Annotated in this window: 17 protein-coding genes; 10 read left to right on the top strand and 7 right to left on the bottom strand. The window is 71.8% G+C overall.

The window, feature by feature from the left end; genetic code table 11:
- Positions 1-14 precede the first annotated feature (14 nt).
- Positions 15-770 (top strand): hypothetical protein, encoded by a 756-nt coding sequence (locus tag GA0070612_RS20435; RefSeq protein ID WP_088991643.1) that lies wholly within the window; start codon positions 15-17, stop codon positions 768-770.
- A gap of 47 nt (positions 771-817) precedes the next feature.
- Here the strand turns inward: GA0070612_RS20435 and GA0070612_RS20430 are convergent, their stop codons facing one another.
- From GA0070612_RS20430 to GA0070612_RS20405, 6 genes are all read right to left on the bottom strand, one after another.
- Entirely contained in the window at positions 818-1,666 is an 849-nt protein-coding gene (locus tag GA0070612_RS20430; RefSeq protein ID WP_088989370.1) for a DUF6807 domain-containing protein, read from the bottom strand.
- Positions 1,663-2,322 carry a hypothetical protein gene (locus GA0070612_RS20425; RefSeq protein WP_088989369.1) on the bottom strand — a complete coding sequence of 220 codons (660 nt, stop codon included), beginning with the start codon at positions 2,320-2,322 and terminating at the stop codon, positions 1,663-1,665. The genes GA0070612_RS20430 and GA0070612_RS20425 overlap by 4 nt, the downstream gene beginning before the upstream one ends.
- A complete protein-coding gene (locus GA0070612_RS20420; protein WP_088989368.1) occupies positions 2,306-3,187 on the bottom strand; it encodes a carbohydrate ABC transporter permease in 882 nt (293 codons plus the stop codon). Before GA0070612_RS20420 ends, GA0070612_RS20425 begins: the two co-directional genes overlap by 17 nt.
- Positions 3,187-4,170, bottom strand: a complete 984-nt coding sequence (locus tag GA0070612_RS20415; protein ID WP_088989367.1) for a carbohydrate ABC transporter permease — start codon at positions 4,168-4,170, stop codon at positions 3,187-3,189. The genes GA0070612_RS20420 and GA0070612_RS20415 overlap by 1 nt, the downstream gene beginning before the upstream one ends.
- A 72-nt stretch (positions 4,171-4,242) precedes the next feature.
- On the bottom strand, positions 4,243-5,592 hold the full coding sequence (locus tag GA0070612_RS20410) for an ABC transporter substrate-binding protein (RefSeq protein WP_088989366.1): 1,350 nt from the start codon (positions 5,590-5,592) through the stop codon (positions 4,243-4,245).
- Between the two features lie 19 nt (positions 5,593-5,611).
- A complete protein-coding gene (locus GA0070612_RS20405; protein ID WP_088991642.1) occupies positions 5,612-6,742 on the bottom strand; it encodes a LacI family DNA-binding transcriptional regulator in 1,131 nt (376 codons plus the stop codon).
- Between the two features lie 238 nt (positions 6,743-6,980).
- Between GA0070612_RS20405 and GA0070612_RS20400 the strand changes: the two genes are divergently transcribed.
- From GA0070612_RS20400 to GA0070612_RS32145, 9 genes are all read left to right on the top strand, one after another.
- On the top strand, positions 6,981-8,309 hold the full coding sequence (locus GA0070612_RS20400; protein WP_088989365.1) for a Gfo/Idh/MocA family protein: 1,329 nt from the start codon (positions 6,981-6,983) through the stop codon (positions 8,307-8,309).
- A 24-nt stretch (positions 8,310-8,333) separates the two neighbouring features.
- Positions 8,334-9,767, top strand: a complete 1,434-nt coding sequence (uxaC, locus tag GA0070612_RS20395) for a glucuronate isomerase (RefSeq protein ID WP_088989364.1) — start codon at positions 8,334-8,336, stop codon at positions 9,765-9,767.
- Positions 9,764-11,068 carry an enolase C-terminal domain-like protein gene (locus GA0070612_RS20390; RefSeq protein WP_088989363.1) on the top strand — a complete coding sequence of 435 codons (1,305 nt, stop codon included), beginning with the start codon at positions 9,764-9,766 and terminating at the stop codon, positions 11,066-11,068. Before uxaC ends, GA0070612_RS20390 begins: the two co-directional genes overlap by 4 nt.
- Positions 11,059-12,552: a mannitol dehydrogenase family protein gene (locus GA0070612_RS20385; RefSeq protein ID WP_231924269.1), complete on the top strand. Its 1,494-nt coding sequence runs from the start codon at positions 11,059-11,061 to the stop codon at positions 12,550-12,552. The genes GA0070612_RS20390 and GA0070612_RS20385 overlap by 10 nt, the downstream gene beginning before the upstream one ends.
- 48 nt (positions 12,553-12,600) lie before the next feature.
- Positions 12,601-13,815: a Gfo/Idh/MocA family protein gene (locus GA0070612_RS20380; protein WP_231924268.1), complete on the top strand. Its 1,215-nt coding sequence runs from the start codon at positions 12,601-12,603 to the stop codon at positions 13,813-13,815.
- A 48-nt stretch (positions 13,816-13,863) separates the two neighbouring features.
- Positions 13,864-15,246: a pectate lyase family protein gene (locus GA0070612_RS20375; protein ID WP_088989362.1), complete on the top strand. Its 1,383-nt coding sequence runs from the start codon at positions 13,864-13,866 to the stop codon at positions 15,244-15,246.
- Between the two features lie 184 nt (positions 15,247-15,430).
- Positions 15,431-16,156: an HD domain-containing protein gene (locus tag GA0070612_RS20370; RefSeq protein ID WP_088989361.1), complete on the top strand. Its 726-nt coding sequence runs from the start codon at positions 15,431-15,433 to the stop codon at positions 16,154-16,156.
- A gap of 149 nt (positions 16,157-16,305) precedes the next feature.
- The gene (locus GA0070612_RS32150; protein ID WP_197699202.1) at positions 16,306-16,470 is read left to right on the top strand and encodes an FAD-binding protein; all 165 of its coding nucleotides are present in this window, start codon (positions 16,306-16,308) and stop codon (positions 16,468-16,470) included.
- A complete protein-coding gene (locus tag GA0070612_RS32145) occupies positions 16,467-16,862 on the top strand; it encodes an FAD-binding protein (protein ID WP_197699201.1) in 396 nt (131 codons plus the stop codon). Before GA0070612_RS32150 ends, GA0070612_RS32145 begins: the two co-directional genes overlap by 4 nt.
- A 284-nt stretch (positions 16,863-17,146) precedes the next feature.
- Here the strand turns inward: GA0070612_RS32145 and GA0070612_RS20360 are convergent, their stop codons facing one another.
- Complete coding sequence (locus GA0070612_RS20360) at positions 17,147-17,938, bottom strand: AfsR/SARP family transcriptional regulator (RefSeq protein WP_088989360.1); 792 nt, start codon at positions 17,936-17,938, stop codon at positions 17,147-17,149.
- Positions 17,939-17,961 lie beyond the last annotated feature (23 nt).

Below are 17,961 nucleotides of genomic sequence, written 5' to 3'. Positions count from 1 at the left end.
TGGAGGGTTCCGCCGTGGGTGACCTGCGCAAACCGTTCCTGCTGCTGGCCATGCTCGCCATCGTCCTGGCGATCGCTGTGGAGTTGGGCGCCGGGCTGCTGATCGGCGGCGGTGACGCCGGGGCGGCGCTCGCGGACAGCGCCAGAGCGTTGGACGTCGAGATCGACGACGTGTCCGGGGTCAGCGAGCCGTCCGGCCGGGGCACCGGTTACCTGGCGTTGATCGACGCGGTGGCGGTCTGGAGCACCGGGCTGTTCTGCCTGGGTCTGCTGCTGCCGGAGCGGGTCCAGGGCCGGGTGCAGGGCGTCGCCGGCCTGATCTTCTCGATCATCCTGATCATCGTGGGGCTGATCGCGCTGCTCATCGCGTTCGTCGAATTGATGATCATGGTGTCGCTGTTCCTGGCCGTCCCGTTCGGCACACTGGCGTACCTCGCCCTGTGGGGGTTCTTCCCGGTCGGCGACGCGGCGGTGGTGCTCGGGCTGGTGCTGCTGCTCAAGCTCGTGTGGGCCGGGCTGCTGGTGCTGGCCCAGCCCCGGTTCCTGCAGAACAAAGGCCTCGTCCTGCTGATCCTCACCACCCTGCTGTGCACCGTCGTGCTGGAGTTCCTGCACAACCTGGTGCCGGTGATCCTGGTCAGCATCGTCGACGACGTGGCGGCGCTGGTCTTCGCGATCATCGCGATCATCTGGGGGCTGGTGCTGCTGATCGGCTCGATCCCGGCGATCGTCAAAGCCATCCGGGTCACCGCCGCGCTGCCCGGCCGCTGACGGCCGCAGGGCGCGCCGGAGGCTGGGGCTGATCGTCGCGCGCGGGGTCAGGGCGCCAGCGCGACCAGGCCGGCGACGGCGTCCCGGTTGAGGGTGCCGTCGGCCACCCACACCCGGTACCGGCCGTGCCGGCTCCCACCCACCGGCAGCACCGCCGGGCGGTCGAACGCGAACGCCACACAGACCCCCGGATACATCCCGGTCCGCACGAACCACCTGTCGCCCCGACCAAGACCCGCGAAGACCAGGGTGTACGCCCCGCCGTCCGACCCGACGCCGGTCAGCGCGAGCCACGGCGCCGAACTGCCGTTGACCGTCTCCTCCCCGGCGGCGTCGACGGTGAACACCTCCGGCTCGCCGTCGGCGACCGCCCGCCAGAAGAACCCGCCGTAGCCGGCCCCGCCCGGGCGTCCGTTGGTGGCCGGGCTGCCCAGACGCACCTCCCGGTCGTCCGGCGCGACGAGCACGGTCTCCAGGTCGAGCCGCCAGATGTCCGGCGTCAGCGCCGACGCGGCGAGCCACCGCCGTTCGGTCAACAGGACCCCGCCGGCCCGGTCGCGCCACTGGAGGTCGTGGACGTACCGGCCCGGGGACCGCTCGACCTCCCCGGTGTGGGCGATGACGCCATGGTCGTCGCGCCAGGTGTAGCCGACGTCGCGCACGTAGGTGCGCCCACCCCAGAGGTTGCTGCCGTTGACGTCCTGCACCGCCAGGGACGCGCCGAGGTGCCACACGTGGTCGGCGGGCAGCGCGTCGGTGACGACAGTGCCGCCGAGGGTGCGGACCGGATGCAGGTACGGCCGGGGGCCGTGCCGCGCGTCCAGCGCCGGGTCGACGACGTACCGGGCCACCTCGGCCCCGCCGACCAGCAGCCGCACCGGCTCTCCGGTGCTCACGGCGCGTCCAGATGCGCCGCGACCGGCTGACCGACGGAGGCCTGCCGGCGGTTGGCGACGGCGTGCAGGGCGGCCAGCGTGTAGCCGGCGAGGATCGGCACCGCGACCGGGGTGACCAGGACGGCGAGCAGCCCGGCCAGCGCGACGACCCCGGTGAGCGCGGCCCAGCGGGTGGGTGCGTCGAGGCAGGCCCGCGCCGCCGAGCGGGCCGCCTCCCGCCACGGTCCGCCACCGCCCACCTCGACGACGACCAGCCCGGCGTACCCGGCCAGGCCCGCCGCGACCAGCGCCGTCACCAGCAGCGCCACCGGGCCGCCGGGCACCCGGCCGGTGGCCAGTGCCACCAGGTCGGCGGCGAGCAGCCCGGCCACGGCGAGCGCGAGCAGACTGACCGGCGCCCCGGGCAGCAGCGCGCGGCCGAAGCGGCGCAGCGTGGTCCGCGCGGACGGCCAACCGCCGGTACGCGTCCAGTCGTGCACTGCCGCGCTGGCCGTGCCCACCGCCGCGGCGGCGGTGAGCATCGGCAGGGCGGCGAGGGTCAGCAGGATGCCGAGCAGCGCGAGGTCGGCGGCGTCGCGGACGACGTCGCGCCAGTCGCGCCCTCCGACGGCGTCGACAGGTTCAGCCCTGGAGGCCGGTTCAGCCCTTGATGCCACTGGTGTTGATCCCCTCGACGAGCATCCGCTGGAAGGCGACGAAGAACAGGAAGACCGGCAGCAACGACAGCACCGACATGGCGAACATCGGCCCGACCGCGCTCTGGCTGGTCGAGTCGATGAAGAGGGTCAGCGCGACCGGCACCGTGTAGTCCTCCAGTTGGGACAGGAAGACCAGTTGTCGGAAGAAGTCGTTCCAGGTCCAGATGAAGGAGAAGATCGCCGTGGTGACCAGGGCCGGGCGGCTCAGCGGCAGGATGATGTGCCGGAAGATGCCGAACGGGCCGGCGCCGTCGATCCGGGCCGCCTCGTCCAGCTCACGCGGCACACCGCGCATGAACTGCACCATCAGGAAGACGAAGAACGCCTCGGTGGCCAGGAACTGCGGGATGAGCAGCGGCAGGTAGGGCCAGTCGCCGCCGACCAGCCCGAGCGTCCGGAACAGGATGTACTGCGGCACGATCAGGACGTGTTGGGGCAGCAGCAGCGTGCCGATCATGACGGCGAACCACATGCCGCGCAGCCGGAACCGCAGCCGGGCGAAGGCGTACGCGGCCAGCAGACAGGAGAGGCCGTTGCCGACCACGGTGAGCAGGCTGACCATGGCGCTGTTGAGGAAGAACCGGCCGAAGGTGACGTCGAAGTTGGACCAGCCGGCGGTGTAGTTGCCCGGGGTGAACCGCTCGGGCAGCAGCCCGAGGTTGTTGACGATCTCCTCCTGGGACTTCACCGAGGTGCCGATCATCCAGATCAACGGGTAGAGCACCACGGCGACGATCGCCACCAGGATCAGCAGCCGCAGCACGGGCCGACCGCCGGGGCGTCGGCGTGGGCTCGGTGGCGCTACGGCGGTCGGGGTCGCCATCACCGGTCCTCCCCGTCGGAGTAGTGCACCCAGAACCGTCCGGTGGTGAAGAAGACCGCGGTGATCGCCGCGATGGCGAGCAGGAACACCCAGGCCATCGCCGAGGCGTAGCCCATGTCGAGCTCGGTGAAGCCGGTGATGTAGAGGTTCAGCGTGTACATCAGGGTGGAGTCGACCGGGCCGCCGGTGCCGTTGCTGAGCACGAACGCGGCGGTGAAGCCCTGGAACCCGTTGATGGTCTCCAGGACCAGGTTGAAGAAGATGACCGGGGAGAGCATCGGCAGTGTGACGTTGCGGAACTGGCGGAACCGGCCGGCCCCGTCGACCGAGGCGGCCTCGTAGAGCTCGGTGGGCACCTGCTTGAGCCCGGCCAGGAAGATCACCATCGGTGCGCCGAACTGCCAGATGGCGAGCACCATCAGCGTCTCCAGGGCCCAGTCCGGGTCGTTGACCCACGGTTTGCCGGTGATGCCGAAGAGGCTCAGCAACGAGTTGAACGCGCCGTCGCGGTTGAACATGTTGACCCAGACGATGGCCAGCGCGACGCTGCCGCCGAGCAGCGACGGCAGGTAGAACAGCCCGCGGAACAGCCCGACGCCGCGCCAGGCGCGGTTGAGCAGCAGGGCCACGCCGAGGGCGGCGGCGAGCTTCAACGGCACGGCGATCAGCGCGAAGGTCAGTGTCACCCGCACCGCGTGCCAGTACGACGGGTCGGCGGTGAACATCCGCTCGTAGTTGGCCAGCCCCACCCACTGCACCTCGGAGAACGGGGTGAGGATGTCGTAGTTGGTGAAGCTCAGGTAGAGCGACAACAGCATGGGGACCGCCGTGACACCCATCAGCCCGATGAGCCACGGCGACAGGAAGACGTACCCCGACAGACCTTCGCTGTGCCGGAGACGGCCGGGCCCACGCCGGTCGGTGTGGGCCCGGTCGGTGCCGGCACCGCGTCGGGTCGGGTCGGGCGCCGTGGTCAACGCCACGAACAGCTCCTCTCCTCGCGGTGGGTCTGTGTCGAAGTCCCCGGGCGGGGGACTTCGACACAGACCCTGGGGTCAGGCGATGGCGGACTTGCACGCCTCGACGAACTGGGCGGCGGCCTCGGCGGGGGTGGCCCGGCCGTACTGCGCGTTCTCGGCCGCCTTGATCAGCTCTGACTTGACCTTGCTGTGGCCCTTGATCGGCACCTGCGGCGACGGGCCGAACTTCTGGGTCAGCTCCGCCTCCACGGCGATCGACTGTTTCATGGCCGGGTCGGTGGTGTCGTCGCTGACCACCCGGCGCAGGTCCAGGTTGGACGGCAGGCCGCGGTCGGTGCCGAGCAGCTTGACGGCCTCCAGGTCGTTGTTCAGGAAGTTGATCACGTCGACCGCGACGTCCTTGTTCTTGCTGCCCTTGAACACCGACCAGTACATCGAGGCCCGGGCCCACTGCGCGCTGGGGTCACCGGGGTAGGCGATCACGCCCAGCTCGTCCTTGGTGTTCTTCTTCAGGTCCGGCATCTGGTTGGCCCAGACCCAGGAGGTCGCCGACTTGCCGGTGACCACCAGCTGCTTGGTGACGTCGCTGGAGTTGCCCTCGTGGATCACGTCGGCGGTCGGGGTGGCCTTGCGGTCCCGGGCGCCCTTCCACAGGTCGAACCACTTGGTCACGTCCTCGGCGGTGAACCCCAGCTCCTTGCCCTTGTAGAGGTCCTTGCCCTGCTGCCGCAACCAGACCCAGAGGGCCTTGTAGTCGGCGCTCGGGTCCTGGGTGCCGGGCACACCGGTCTTCTTCGACACCTCCTCGGCCCAGGCGATGTGCTGCTCCCAGGTCATCCCGGTGGTCGGCTCGGGCAGGTTGTTCTTGGTCAGCAGCGTCTTGTTGTAGACCAGACCCTGGGTGTTCTCCCCGGCGGCCAGGCCGGCGAACTTGCCGTCGACGACGCCGTACTGCCAGAGGCTCTCGGGGAACTTCGAGGTGTCCAGCTTGCCGGACTTCTGGTACGGGGTCAGGTCCAGCGTGGTGTTACGGGCCGCGTACTCGGCCAGGTAGTTGTCGTCGATCTGGAACAGGTCGGGTGGGTTGCCGCCGGCGGTGAGCGTGGCCAGCTTGTCGAAGTAGCCCTGGTTGGCCTGCCAGGTCTTCTCGAAGGTCACGTTCGGGTGCTTCTTGGTGTAGAGAGCCAGCGCGTCCTCGGTCAGCTTGGCCCGGGCGTCACCTCCCCACCAGAAGATGGAGAGCTTGACCGGGGCGTTCGGATCGGCGGAGGGCTCGTCGTCTCCGCCGCAGGCGGCGGCCCCGAACATGAGCGGCGCGGCGACCGTCACGGCGAGCAGGCCACGCAGCAGGCGCCGCCGGGGCAGCGCGGTACGGTGAGCGCGCCCGACGGGCGCGTCAGTGGTGGGGGGCGTTGCGGGGTGCATGTGCGCTCACTCCTCGGCATTAGGAGGCGACGGCGTCACCGGTGGCCGCCGTCGGGATGCCCGGGCCCGCAGGGCAATGCGGGTCCGGGCCCTGCGGCGCGGCCAGGGGACGTGCCGGTCGGGCGTGCGGGCCCGGGCCGGTCGAGTCGCGGATGACCAGGTCGGTCTGGAGCATTACCTGTGCGGTGGTACGACGGACGCCGAGCGCGGTGCCGGCACCCAGCCCCCGCGCGCCGCGCGGTGACTCGGTGTCCTGTTGCAGCAACATGTCGACGGCCGTCCGGCCGGCGGCCCCGGTGGGTGTGGCCACCGTCGTCAGTTTGGGTCGGGTGAGCCGACTCAGGGTGATGTCGTCGACCCCGACGACACTCACCTCCTGCGGCACCCGGACCCCGAGCGCGTCCAGCCCTTCGATGAGGCCGATCGCCATCAGGTCGTTGTAGGCGAGCACGGCCGACACACCGCTGCGCCGCACCTGCTCGGCGACGGCGGAGCCGCCGGTCTCGGTGGGCGCGTTCGGGCCGAGCACCGTCAGCTCCGCGCCGCCGGCCCGGGCGGCCGCGCCGGCGGCCCGGCGCATCTCCCGGTTGGTCCACGAGCTGCGCGGGCCACCGAGCAACGCGATGCTGCGGTGCCCGAGGCCGACCAGGTGCTCGATCGCCGACCGGGCGCCCTGCCCGACGTCCATCAGCACGCAGGGCAGGCCGGTCACCTGGCGGTTCACGACCACCAGCGGCACCTCACGGCTGAGCTGTTCGATCAGGCTGTTGCTCATCCGTGGGCTGCACAGCAGCACCCCGTCGACCTGTTTGGCCAACGCGTGGACCAGCTCCTCCTCCGCCGTCGGGTCCTCGTTGGTGTCGGCCACGAACACGTGGTAGTCGCGGTGCCGGGCCTGACTCTCCGCCGCCTTGATCAGCGGCGGGAAGAACGGGTTCGCGATGTCCGCGATGATCAGCCCGATGTTGTGCGTACGCCCGGTGATCAGCGCCCGCGCGGCCCGGTTCGGCCGGTAGCCCAGATCCTCCGCGCAGGCCAGCACCCGGACCCGGGTCTCCGGGTTGACCAGGTGCGGAGCGGAGAAGGTGCGGGACACGGTGGAGATGTGCACACCGGACGCCCGGGCGACGTCCCGGATGGTGACTGGCACGGCGGCCCCTTCGTCCGATGTGGTGGCGGTCACGTGGGTGTGGCCCATTAATGCAAACGGTTGCGCCAGTGTCAACGGTCAATGGCTACAGCTTCGTTGCATCCGGACTCCTCTTGGTGAACTAACGCCTCGCAAACACGGACATTCGCCGCCGTTTGTATCGTCGCCGTTGACGCGATCACATCGATCGTGATTACTTCATTGCAAACCTTTGCAGGATCATCGGAGAGGCACCCGCATGTCACCGAGAGCCGACGGCCGGGTCCGGTACGCCGTCGTGGGCACCGGCGCGCGCGCCGAGATGTTCGTCCGCGCTTTGGTGCTCGACCACGCCGACACCACCGCGCTGGTCGCCTTCGCCGACGTCAACCAGGCCCGGATGGACGCGCACAACCGCTGGCTGGCCGAGCTGGGCCACCCTCCGGTGCCCACCTACCCGGCCGGTGACTTCGTGGCCATGCTGGACGCCGAACACGTCGACGTCGTCCTGGTCACCAGCGTCGACGTCACCCACGACGAGTACGTGGTGGCCGCGTTGCGCGCCGGCCGGCAGGTCGTCACCGAAAAGCCGATGACCGTGGACGTGCCGCGCTGTCAGCGCATCCTGGACACGGTGACCGAGACCGGTGGCCAGGTGACCGTCGCGTTCAACTACCGCTACAACCCGCTGCACGAACAGGTCCGCCGACTGCTCGCCGAGGGCGCGGTCGGCGAGATCGGCTCGGTGCACTTCGAGTGGCTGCTCGACGTGCGCCACGGCGCGGACTACTTCCGCCGCTGGCACCGCGACAAGGCCAGCTCCGGTGGGCTGATGGTGCACAAGGCCAGCCACCACTTCGACCTGGTCAACTGGTGGCTGGACGCCACGCCCGTCGAGGTCTACGCGGCCGGGCGGCTCTTCTTCTACGGCGAGGACGGCCGCCGGCACGGCTACGCCCGCGACTACGACCGGGCGTACGGCTCCCCCGCCGCCGCCGACGACCCGTTCGCGCTGCGACTCGACGCGCACCCCCGGCTGCGTGAGTTGTACCTCGACGCCGAGGCCGAGGACGGCTACCAGCGCGACCGCAACGTCTTCGCCCCCGGGGTCAGCATCGAGGACGACATGGCGGTGCTCGCCCGCTACTCCACCGGTGCCACGATGACCTACCACCTCACCGCGTACGCCCCCTGGGAGGGTTACCGGGTGATGGTCAACGGCAGTCGGGGCCGGCTGGAGCTGGAGGTCACCGAGAACGACTTCGTCGACCGGGGCACCGCCGGCGCGGTCAAGGGCGCCGCCCTGCACGGTGTCGAAGCCCCGCCCGAGGGCGGTGGCGCGACCCTCACGGTGCGCCCGTTCTGGCAGCCGCCCCGGCAGATCCCCGTCGAGAGGCGCAGCCGGCACGGTCACGGCGGCGCGGACGCCCGGATGACAGGTGTGCTCCTCGGCGGGCAACCCGACCCGCTGGAGCGCGCCGCGACCGCCGACGACGGCGCGCTGGCCCTGCTCACCGGCCTGGCGGCCAACCGGTCCTTCGAGACCGGTCGACCGGTCCGGGTCGCCGACCTGCTCACCCCCCGCTGACCAGGAGACGAGGAGCCCATCCCCGTGCCGACGTTCGACCACACCGACCTGCTCCTGCCGCCCGAACCGGGCCAGCGCGCGCTGGCCCGGGAGCTGTACGCCCTCGCGGCGACGCAGCCCATCATCTCGCCGCACGGGCACGTCGACCCGGCCCTGCTGGCCGAGGACCGGCCCTTCGGAGACCCGGCGCAGCTGCTCATCGTTCCCGACCACTACCTGACCCGGATGCTGCTCAGTCAGGGCGTACCCCCGTCGGACCTCGGTGTGCCCACCCGCGACGGCAGCCCGGTGGAGACCGACGGGCGGGTGATCTGGCGACGTTTCGCCGCGCACTGGCACCTGTTCCGGGGCACCCCGTCGCGGCTCTGGCTGGAGCAGACCTTCCGCACCGTGTTCGGTGTGCACACCCCGCTCGGCCCGGCCACCGCCGACGCCCTCTACGACGAGATCGCGGCCCGGCTCGCCGAGCCGGACTTCCGGCCCCGGGCACTGTTCGAGCGGTTCGGCATCGAGGTCCTCGCCACCACCGAGTCGCCACTGGACGACCTCGGCCAGCACGCCAAGCTCGCCGCCGACGGCTGGGGCGGTCCGGGCGGTCGGGTCGTCACCACCTTCCGTCCGGACGACGTGGTGGACATGGAGTTCGAGGGCTGGTCGACCAACGTGGAGCGGCTCGGTGAGCGGGCCGGGGAGGACACCGGCACGTACGCCGGCTATCTGGCCGCGCTGCGGGCCCGACGGGCGGCGTTCATCGCCGCCGGCGCGACGTCCTCCGACCACGGCCACCCCACCGCGCGCACCCTGGACCTGACGCCGGCCGAGGCCGAGCGGCTGTACGACCGGGGTCGGCGCGGCCAGGCCGACGCCGCCGACGCCGAGGCGTTCCGGGCGCACATGCTGGTGGAGTTCGCCCGGATGTCGCTCGACGACGGCCTGGTCATGCAGTTGCACCCCGGCGCGGTGCGCAACCACAACCGGTGGTTGCACGCCCGGCACGGCCGCGACGTCGGCGGCGACGTCCCGCAGGCCACCGAGTACGTGCACGCGCTCGCCCCGCTGCTGCAGCGCTACGGCAACGACAGTCGGCTGCGGGTGGTGCTCTACACACTGGACGAGGACACCTTCACCCGCGAGTTGGCGCCCCTCGCCGGCGGGTACGCCGCGCTGCTGCTCGGTGCGCCCTGGTGGTTCCTGGACTCCCCGGAGGTGCTGCGCCGGTTCCGGGAGACGGTCACCGAGAGCGCCGGCTTCTACAACACCGCCGGGTTCGTGGACGACACCCGGGCGTTCTGCTCCATCCCGGTACGCCACGACGTGGCCCGCCGGGTCGACGCCGGCTTCCTGGCCCGGCTGGTCGCCGAGCACCGGCTGCCGATGGACGAGGCCGCCGAGACCATCGTCGACCTGGCGTACCGGCTGCCCAAGAGGGTCTTCAACTTTGGAGGCACCAACCAGTGAGCATCACCATCACCTCCGTCGAGGTGCACGACGTGCGGTTCCCGACCGCCGCGCGGGGCGACGGCTCCGACGCGATCAACCGCGGCGACTACTCGGCGACGTACGTGGAGTTAGGCACCGACGTCGGGGCGATCGGCGCCGGGTTCACCTTCACCAATGGCCGGGGCAACGAGATCACCTGCGCGGCGGTCCGCGCGCTGGCCCACCACGTCCGGGGGCGCACCATCGAGGAGATCACCGCCGAGCCGGTGGCGTTCTGGCGCTCGCTCAGCGCCGACGTGCAGCTGCGCTGGTTGGGCCCGGAGAAGGGCGTCATCCACATGGCGACCGGCGCGCTGGTCAACGCGGTGTGGGACCTGCGGGCCACCCTGGCCGGCAAGCCGATGTGGCGGTTCCTCGCCGAGTTGCCCACCGAGGAACTGGTCGCCAGCGTCGACTTCAAGCACATCAGCGACGCGCTCACCCCGGACGAGGCGGTGGCCATCCTCGACAAGGGACGCGACGGGCTGACCAACCGACTGGCCACGCTGGAACGCGACGGTTTCCCGTCGTACACCACCTCGGTCGGCTGGCTCGGCTACCCCGACGACAAGGTGCGGGCGCTGACCCGGCAGGCGTACGACGACGGGTGGCGGGCGATGAAGATGAAGGTCGGCGGCGCGCTCGCCGACGACCTGCGGCGGGCCCGGATCATCCGGTCCGAGATCGGCCCGGACGCGCTGCTGATGATGGACGCCAACCAGGTCTGGGACGTCGACGAGGCGATCACCGCGATGGCCACCCTCGCGGAGGTCGACCCGTACTGGATCGAGGAGCCGACCCACGCCGACGACATCCTCGGTCACGCCCGGATCGCCCGCGCGGTGACCGAGGTGACCGGCGGCCGGTGCCGGGTCGCGACCGGTGAGGTGGCCGCCAACCGGGTGATCTTCAAACAGTTGTTGCAGGCCGAGGCGATCGGCGTGATGCAGATCGACGCGTGCCGGGTCGGCGGTGTCAACGAGGTCCTGGCCGAGCTGCTGCTGGCGGCGAAGTTCGGGGTGCCGGTCTGCCCGCACGCCGGTGGGGTCGGCCTCTGCGAGTACGTCCAACACCTGGCGATCTTCGACTACCTGCGGGTGGGCACCGCGCTCGACGGGCGGATGATCGAGTACGTCGACCACCTGCACGAGCACTTCGTCGACCCGGTGCGTACCCGCGGTGGCCGTTACCTGCTGCCGGAGCGGCCCGGTTACAGCGCCACCATGAAACCGGCGTCGATCGCCGAGTTCCGCTTCCCGGACGGTCCGGCGTGGCGGTGACCGTCGGCGCGTCCCGGCTCGGCCTGGGCATGGTGCGCCACCTGCCCGTCGAGGCCCGCCCCCTGATCCGGCCCGGGACGGTGCCGACCGGCGTCGTCCACCTGGGGTTGGGCGCGTTCCACCGCGCCCACCAGGCGGTCTTCACCGAGGCGGCGGTCGGCGCGGCCGGCGGCGACTGGGGCATCGTGGCCGTCGCGCCGCGCAGCACCGCGGTGGTCGAGGCGCTCACCGCCCAGGACAACCTGTTCACCGTCAGCGCCCTCTCCGCGAACGGCAGCGCCACCCGGGTGGTGGGTGCGCTGAGCGGCGTCCGGCACGCGGCCAGCGACCCGGACGCCGTGGTGGCGTTGCTCGCCGACCCGGCGGTGCGCGTGGTGACGCTGACCGTCACCGAGAAGGCGTACCACCTCGATCCGGTGACCGGCCACCTGTCCCCGGACTCGGCGCTCGCCGCGGACCTGGCCGGCGGTGCTCCGCCGCGCACGGTGCCGGGGCTGCTGCTGCGCGGGCTGGCCGCCCGGGCCGCCGCGGACGCCGGGCCGGTGGCGCTGGTCAGCTGCGACAACCTGCCGGCCAACGGTCGTCGATTGCGGGGCATGCTCGACCAGACGGTCGGTCGTGCCGTCGGGGTGCCCACCGGGCTGGTCGACTGGGTGGCCGCCAACGTCTCCTGTCCGGGCACCATGGTGGACCGGATCGTCCCGGCCAGCACCCCGGAGACGATCGAGGCGGTACGCCAGGCGCTCGGCGTCACCGACCTGGCGGCGGTCGCCGCCGAACCGTACGCGCAGTGGGTCATCGAGGACGACTTCCCCGGTGGCCGGCCGGGCTGGGAACACGCCGGGGCGGTGCTCACCGATGACGCCGGCCCGTGGGAGCGGTTGAAGCTGCGGGCCCTCAACGGCGTCCACTCGGCCACCGCCTACCTGGGCGCGCTGGCCGGTCGGGAGACTGTCGCCGAGGCGCTGGAGATCCCGCACCTGGGCGACGTGCTGCGCCGGCTGATCGCCGAGGACGTCGCCGCCAGCTTCACCCCACCGGACGGGGTCCGGGTGGTCGACTACGGCGAGCAGGTCCTCGCCCGGTTCGGCAACCCGGCGATCCGCCACCGCACCCTCCAGGTCGCGATGGACGGCTCACAGAAGCTGCCGCAGCGTGTCCTGCACACCATCGTCGACCTGCGCGCGACCGGTCGGTCCGCGCGCTGGGGCGCGCTGGTCGTGGCGTCCTGGTTGCGCTTCGCTCTGGGGTACGCCGACGACGGCCAGCCGTTGCCGTTCCAGGACCCCCTCGCCGGGCCGATCCGCGCCGCGCTCAGCGCCGGCCGGCAGAGCCCGGAGGGCGCTGTCGACGCGCTCTTCGCGCTGCGTGAGGTCATCCCGGTGGAGGTCGCCGAGGACGACGAGGTCCGCGCCGACGTGGTCGCCTGGTTGACGGCGCTGCAACAGCACGGCGTCGAGGCGACAGTGGCCGGTGCCCGGTGACCGGGCCGCGAACCGGCTGGCACCGGGTGAGCGGCCGCAGACCGGCCGGTGCCCGATGAGCGGGCCGACGCTGGCCGGTGGGTGGTGAACGGGGCGACGCCGCCGCCCCGGGTGGCGGTGATCGGGGCGAACGGGCACGGCCGGTGGCATCGGCGGGCGATCGCGCCGCTGCACGCCGACGGCCGGCTGCGACTCGTCGCCCTGGTCGACGTCCGGCCGGTGGAGGACGACCCGGCGGCGCCGGTGCCCCCCGGCGTCCAGGTGTTCACCGACCACCGGGCGATGCTGGCCGCCACCCGGCCGGACGTGGTGGTGATCTGCACGCCGCCGCACACCCACCTGGCGATCGCCCGCGACGCCCTGGCCACCGGCGCGGACCTGCTGGTGGAGAAACCCCCGGTGCTGTCGCTGGCCGAACACGAGGAGCTGACCTGGGCTCTCGCCGCCGCCGGACGGGTCGCCCAGGTCGGCTTCCAGGCGCTCGGTTCGGCGGCCCTCACCGCGTTGACCGACGCGCTGGCCGCCGGCCGACTGGGCACCGTCACCGGCATCTCCACGGTGGCCGCGTGGCAACGGCCGGACGCCTACTACGCCCGCTCCCCCTGGGCCGGTCGTCGCACGGTGGACGGCCGACCGGTGCTGGACGGCGCGCTGGCCAACCCGCTCGCGCACGCGGTGATGCAGTGCTTGGCCGTCGCCGAGGCACTCGGCGGTGCGACACCCTGGCCGGTGGCGATCGAGGTGGAGCGTTACCGGGTCCGCCCGATCGAGGTGGAGGACACCGCGGTGCTGCGGGTCCTGTTCCGCGCCGGCCCGCCGGTGCTGGTGGCGGTGACCCTGGCCGCCGAGGAGTTCGTGGCGGGCGAGGTCGTGGTGACCGGCACGACCGGACAGGCGGTGCTGGAGTACCCGACGGACCGGCTGCGGCTGCCCGGCGACGTGGTGACCCGCCGGGTGCCGGGGCGGTCGGGACTGCTGGAGAACCTGCTCGCGCACCGGGCCGACCCGGCCGGGGTGCCGCTGATCGCGCCGCTGGCCCGTACCGCGCCGTTCACCGCGCTGCTGGACGCGTTACGGGCCGCCCCCGAGCCCCGGCTGCTCGACGGGGACCTGGTGACCACGGTCGGCGAGGGCGGGGAGCGGGTCCGTCACCTGCGGGGCGTGGTCGACGTGCTGCGTCGGGCGGCCGAGCGCGTGGCGCTCCCGAGTGAGCTGGCGGTGCCCTGGGCGGTCGCCGCGTACCGCGCCGAGTTGACGAGATAGCCGGACGACGAACCCACACCCCCACACCTCCAGTGAATGGAGAGACTCATGCGCAGAGTCCTCACCGGCGCGACGGTGGTCGCCCTCCTGCTCGGTGCCGCCCCGGCCGCCGCTGCCCGCCCGGAGACACCGGCCGCCGCCGCTGCCCGCCCCGACTCTCCGGCCACCGACCGGCTCTCCTGGGCGGCCCGCCAGCTCGGTCGGCAGGCGCTGCCCGCGCGAGACGGTTGGGCGGCCGACGGCCCCGGCACCACCGGCGGTTCGGCGGCGGCCCCGGAGCGGACCACAGTGGTGCACAGCCGAGCCGAGCTGATCGCCGCGCTGGGCGGCGACAACGCCACCAACGCCGCCGACGCGACGCCGAAGCTCGTCTACGTCGACGGCGTCGTCGACGGTTTCGAAGGACCCGACGGCGCTGCGCTGAGCTGCGCCGATCTGGCCGACCCGGCGTACCGGTTGGACGCTTATCTGCAGGCCTACGACCCGACGGTGTGGGGTCGGGTCGCCCCGAGCGGGCCGCTGGAGGAGGCCCGGGTGCGTTCGGTGGCCAACCAGACCCGACAGACCCAGATCAACGTCGGCCCGAACACCACGATCGTCGGGCTGCGCGGCGCACTGTTGACCGGCCTGACGCTGATGATCGACCGGGCGTCGAACGTGATCGTCCGCAACCTGACCCTCGTCGACGCCCGGGACTGCTTCCCCGCGTGGTCACCGACCGACGGTGAGGCCGGCAACTGGAACAGCCAGTACGACCAGATCTCGGTACGCCGCAGCGAGAACGTCTGGGTCGACCACAACACGTTCACCGACGGCGACAACCCCGACAGCGCCCAACCCGTCCACTTCGGCAGGCCGTACCAGGTGCACGACGGCTCGCTGGACGTCACGCACACGGCCAGCCTGGTCACCGCGTCGTGGAACCGTTTCACCGGCCGGGACAAGCTGCTGCTGATCGGCTCGTCCAACACCGTCGGACCGGACGTGGGGCGGCTGAGGGTCACGCTGCACCACAACCTCTTCGACGGTGTCCTGCAACGGCTGCCGAGGGTGCGCTTCGGGCAGGTCGACGTCTACAACAACCACTACCGGCTCGCTGGGGACGACTTCCAGTACGCGCTCGGCGTCGGCGTGCAGTCGGCGATCTACGCGCAGAACAACTTTTTCACCCTGGACGCGGCGGTCGACCCGGCCGATCTGCTCTACGACTGGGGCGGCACCGCGTTGACCGAGCGCGGCTCCTGGGTGCGCCAGGGCGACGGGCCGGCGCGGCCGGCAGACCTGCTGGCGGCGTACAACGCGAGCCACGATCCCGACCTCGCCGCAGACGCAGGCTGGACACCGACCCTGCGCCGCGCCCCGGCCCTCCCCACCCCGCTGGTCCCCACCCTGATAGATCCGCTAGCCGGCGCCAACCGCCTACCAGCCTGACCCACCCCACCCCACCCCACCCTGCCACGTCGATCATGGAGTTGTGGTGACCGGTTCGGCCCCATAAGGGGTGCTCTGTCACCCACCACAACTCCATGATCGACCGAGGCGGGGGTGGGGAATCGTGGTCGGGTCGACGACGTACGGGCTCATCGACGTGGAGAAGATCGGCTATAAGTGACGCATGGACTTCCCGCCGCACCTGGGCAGCATGCCGATGCACGCGATCACCGAGATCCACGGCGAACCGGGCTTGCTGGAGCGCTTCCGGTTGGAGGTCCAGCAGTTCGACGACGCCGCCCGGGCGCGGTTGACCGCCGCGCTCGATCTCGCCGCCGACCTGCACCGCGACGACCGACGCGTCCGTGAGCCGTACCTGAACCACCTGTTGCGGGTGGCGATCCGGTTGATGCACCACTACCAGGTGCGGGACGTGGATGTGATCGTCGCCGGTCTGCTGCACGACGCGGTCGAGGACCACCCGTCCGAGTTGGCCGACGCCGACCCGGGGGGCGACCCGACCGCTGCCGCGTTGCGCGCGCTCGCCTCCCGGTTCGGGCAGCGGGTGGCCACCCTGGTCGCCGCCGTCACCAATCCGGTGTACGACCCCGCGCGGGACCGCAACACGCAGTACCGGGAGCACCTGGCGGTCAGCCTGGACCGGGAGCCCTGGGCTCGAGTGATCAAGGTGTCGGACTTCACCGACAACGGTGTGGGAGTGATCCACACGGTCGGGCCGAAGGTCGTCTCGTCGGCCCGGAAGTACCGGCCGTTGGTGCCGCTCTTCCGGGACCTGATCGGCCGGCCGGACACACCGCTGTCGCCCGCGGTGAAGCGGCACATCTTCGCCCAGCTCGATCTCGCCGAGGAGCGCTTCAGCGCCATCCTGGACCAGCCGGCCCCGAACTGACGCTCGCCGCGTCACCCGCCCGGGTTCCGCGACACATTCTCGGATCTGCGTTCACGTCCTGTCCCGCCGCGATCTGCTCAGGGCGACGCGTCGTCCGTCCCCAGAGCCCCGACTACGCGGACGCGAGCCTCGGCTGGGACGAGTTGTTCGTGCACTATCCGCTGGTCATCGTCTTCGCCCAGGAGACCCGGGACGTGGTCAACGCCCTCACCTGGGCACGGCAGCACAACGTCGCGCTGCGGGTACGCAGTGGACGCCACAGCCTTGAGGGCTGGTCGAACGTCGAACGTCGAACGTCGACAACGGCATCGTGATCGACGTCAGCGAACTGAAGGCCAGCCACATCGATCCCGCCGGTCGCATCGCGAAGGTCGGCGCGGGGCTGAACCAGTTGGAGGCGGTGACCGCGCTCGGGGAGCACGACCTGGCCGCCACCACCGGCACGGAGGGGACGGTCGGCCTGTCCGGCGCGACCCTCGGCGGCGGCTTCGGCTTCCTCACCCGCTACCTCGGGATGGCCTGCGACAACCTGATCGGCGTGGAGATCGTCGTAGCGGCGGGCGCGGACGGCGCGAAGGTACTCGAGGTGGACCCGTGGAACCACGCGGACCTGCTCTGGGCGCTACGCGGCGCCGGCAACAAGGCGAAGTACGACCCCCACAACGTCTTCCAGTACGAGCAGAGCATCCCACCCGCGACACACTGACCGGCCCCACCGCGCCCTCACCCCGCCGCGCCGCGCTCACCCCACCCTGCTCCCCGCGCCTCACTCCCCTCACCTCGCTCCCCTCACCTCACCTCATGCGCATCCTTTGCTCTGCACCCCTGGGCGCACCAGCTACAGACGGTGACTGTCGCCTCCGTGGGTGCAGAGCAAAGGACGGCCGAGAGGTGTCCGGGGGTCGCCGCCGTGGACGGACCAAAGAGGGCGAAAGAGGGTACAGGAGGGCGAAGGCGTGGGGCCGGCGAGGGGCCGCGACAGCGGGCCGGTCACGGAGACGGGACGGTCGCACCGGTCACACCGGTCACACCGGCGCGGACGAGCTGCTCCAGCCAGGGTGTCGGGGCGACGCCCAACTCCCGGCCCAGGTCGGCACGGAACAGCTCGAACCGCCGTACCGCCTCGTTGATGTTGCGCTCCGCGAGGTGCACGGCGATCAACGCCCGGGTGGCGCTCTCCCGCAGCGGTTCCAGGTGCACGGCGGTCAACGCCACCTGCACCGCCTCGCTGTAGCGGCCCTGCGTGGTGAGTCGCTCGGCGAGCGCCTCCAGCGCGTACAACCGGGTCTGTCGCAGGCGTTCCCGCTCGGTCAGCACCCAGTCGTCGTACCAGCCGGGCAGCAACTCGCCGGTCGCCAGCGCCGGCACGCCGAAGCCGACGCCCACCGCCGGTGAATTGCCGGCCAGGAGCGCGGTGGACGCCGCGCCCAGGGTGGCCACGTCGCTGACCACCCCGGGGGCCAGGGCCAGCCGATCGTCCTCCCGCACCAGCGGCTCGGGGGTCACCCGGTGCAGCCGCCAGAGCATGGTGCGCAGGTTGGCGCGGGCGCGCTCCTCGTGGGAGCCCGGCCAGAGCGTGCCGGCGGCCTCGGACCGGGCACAGTGCTGCCGTACGCCGAGGTAGGCCAGCAGTCGGCGGGCGCCCTGCGGCACCGCCACCGCCCGTCCGTCGCGTTCCAACCCGAACCCGCCGAGCAGCCGTAGCGCGTACCGGGGAGGCAACCCCGTGCCGGCCTCGGGCGTCCCGGTGCGATCGTCCCGCGTCACCTCGTGAACAGCCATGCTTGCGCCTCTCGCACCGATCG

It is taken from the genome of Micromonospora chokoriensis (assembly GCF_900091505.1).
In the GTDB taxonomy this organism is placed as follows: domain Bacteria; phylum Actinomycetota; class Actinomycetes; order Mycobacteriales; family Micromonosporaceae; genus Micromonospora; species Micromonospora chokoriensis.
Note: the sequence above shows the minus strand (reverse complement) of the source record. Positions and strands in the feature narration are given on the sequence as shown.

Coding starts and splice junctions, on each gene's coding strand:
- GA0070612_RS20420 (WP_088989368.1), bottom strand. CDS start 3,187: ATGGCGACCCCGACCGCCGTAGCGCCACCGAGCCCACGCCGACGCCCC.
- GA0070612_RS20410 (WP_088989366.1), bottom strand. CDS start 5,592: ATGCACCCCGCAACGCCCCCCACCACTGACGCGCCCGTCGGGCGCGCT.
- GA0070612_RS20400 (WP_088989365.1), top strand. CDS start 6,981: ATGTCACCGAGAGCCGACGGCCGGGTCCGGTACGCCGTCGTGGGCACC.
- GA0070612_RS20375 (WP_088989362.1), top strand. CDS start 13,864: ATGCGCAGAGTCCTCACCGGCGCGACGGTGGTCGCCCTCCTGCTCGGT.
- GA0070612_RS20370 (WP_088989361.1), top strand. CDS start 15,431: ATGGACTTCCCGCCGCACCTGGGCAGCATGCCGATGCACGCGATCACC.
- GA0070612_RS20360 (WP_088989360.1), bottom strand. CDS start 17,938: ATGGCTGTTCACGAGGTGACGCGGGACGATCGCACCGGGACGCCCGAG.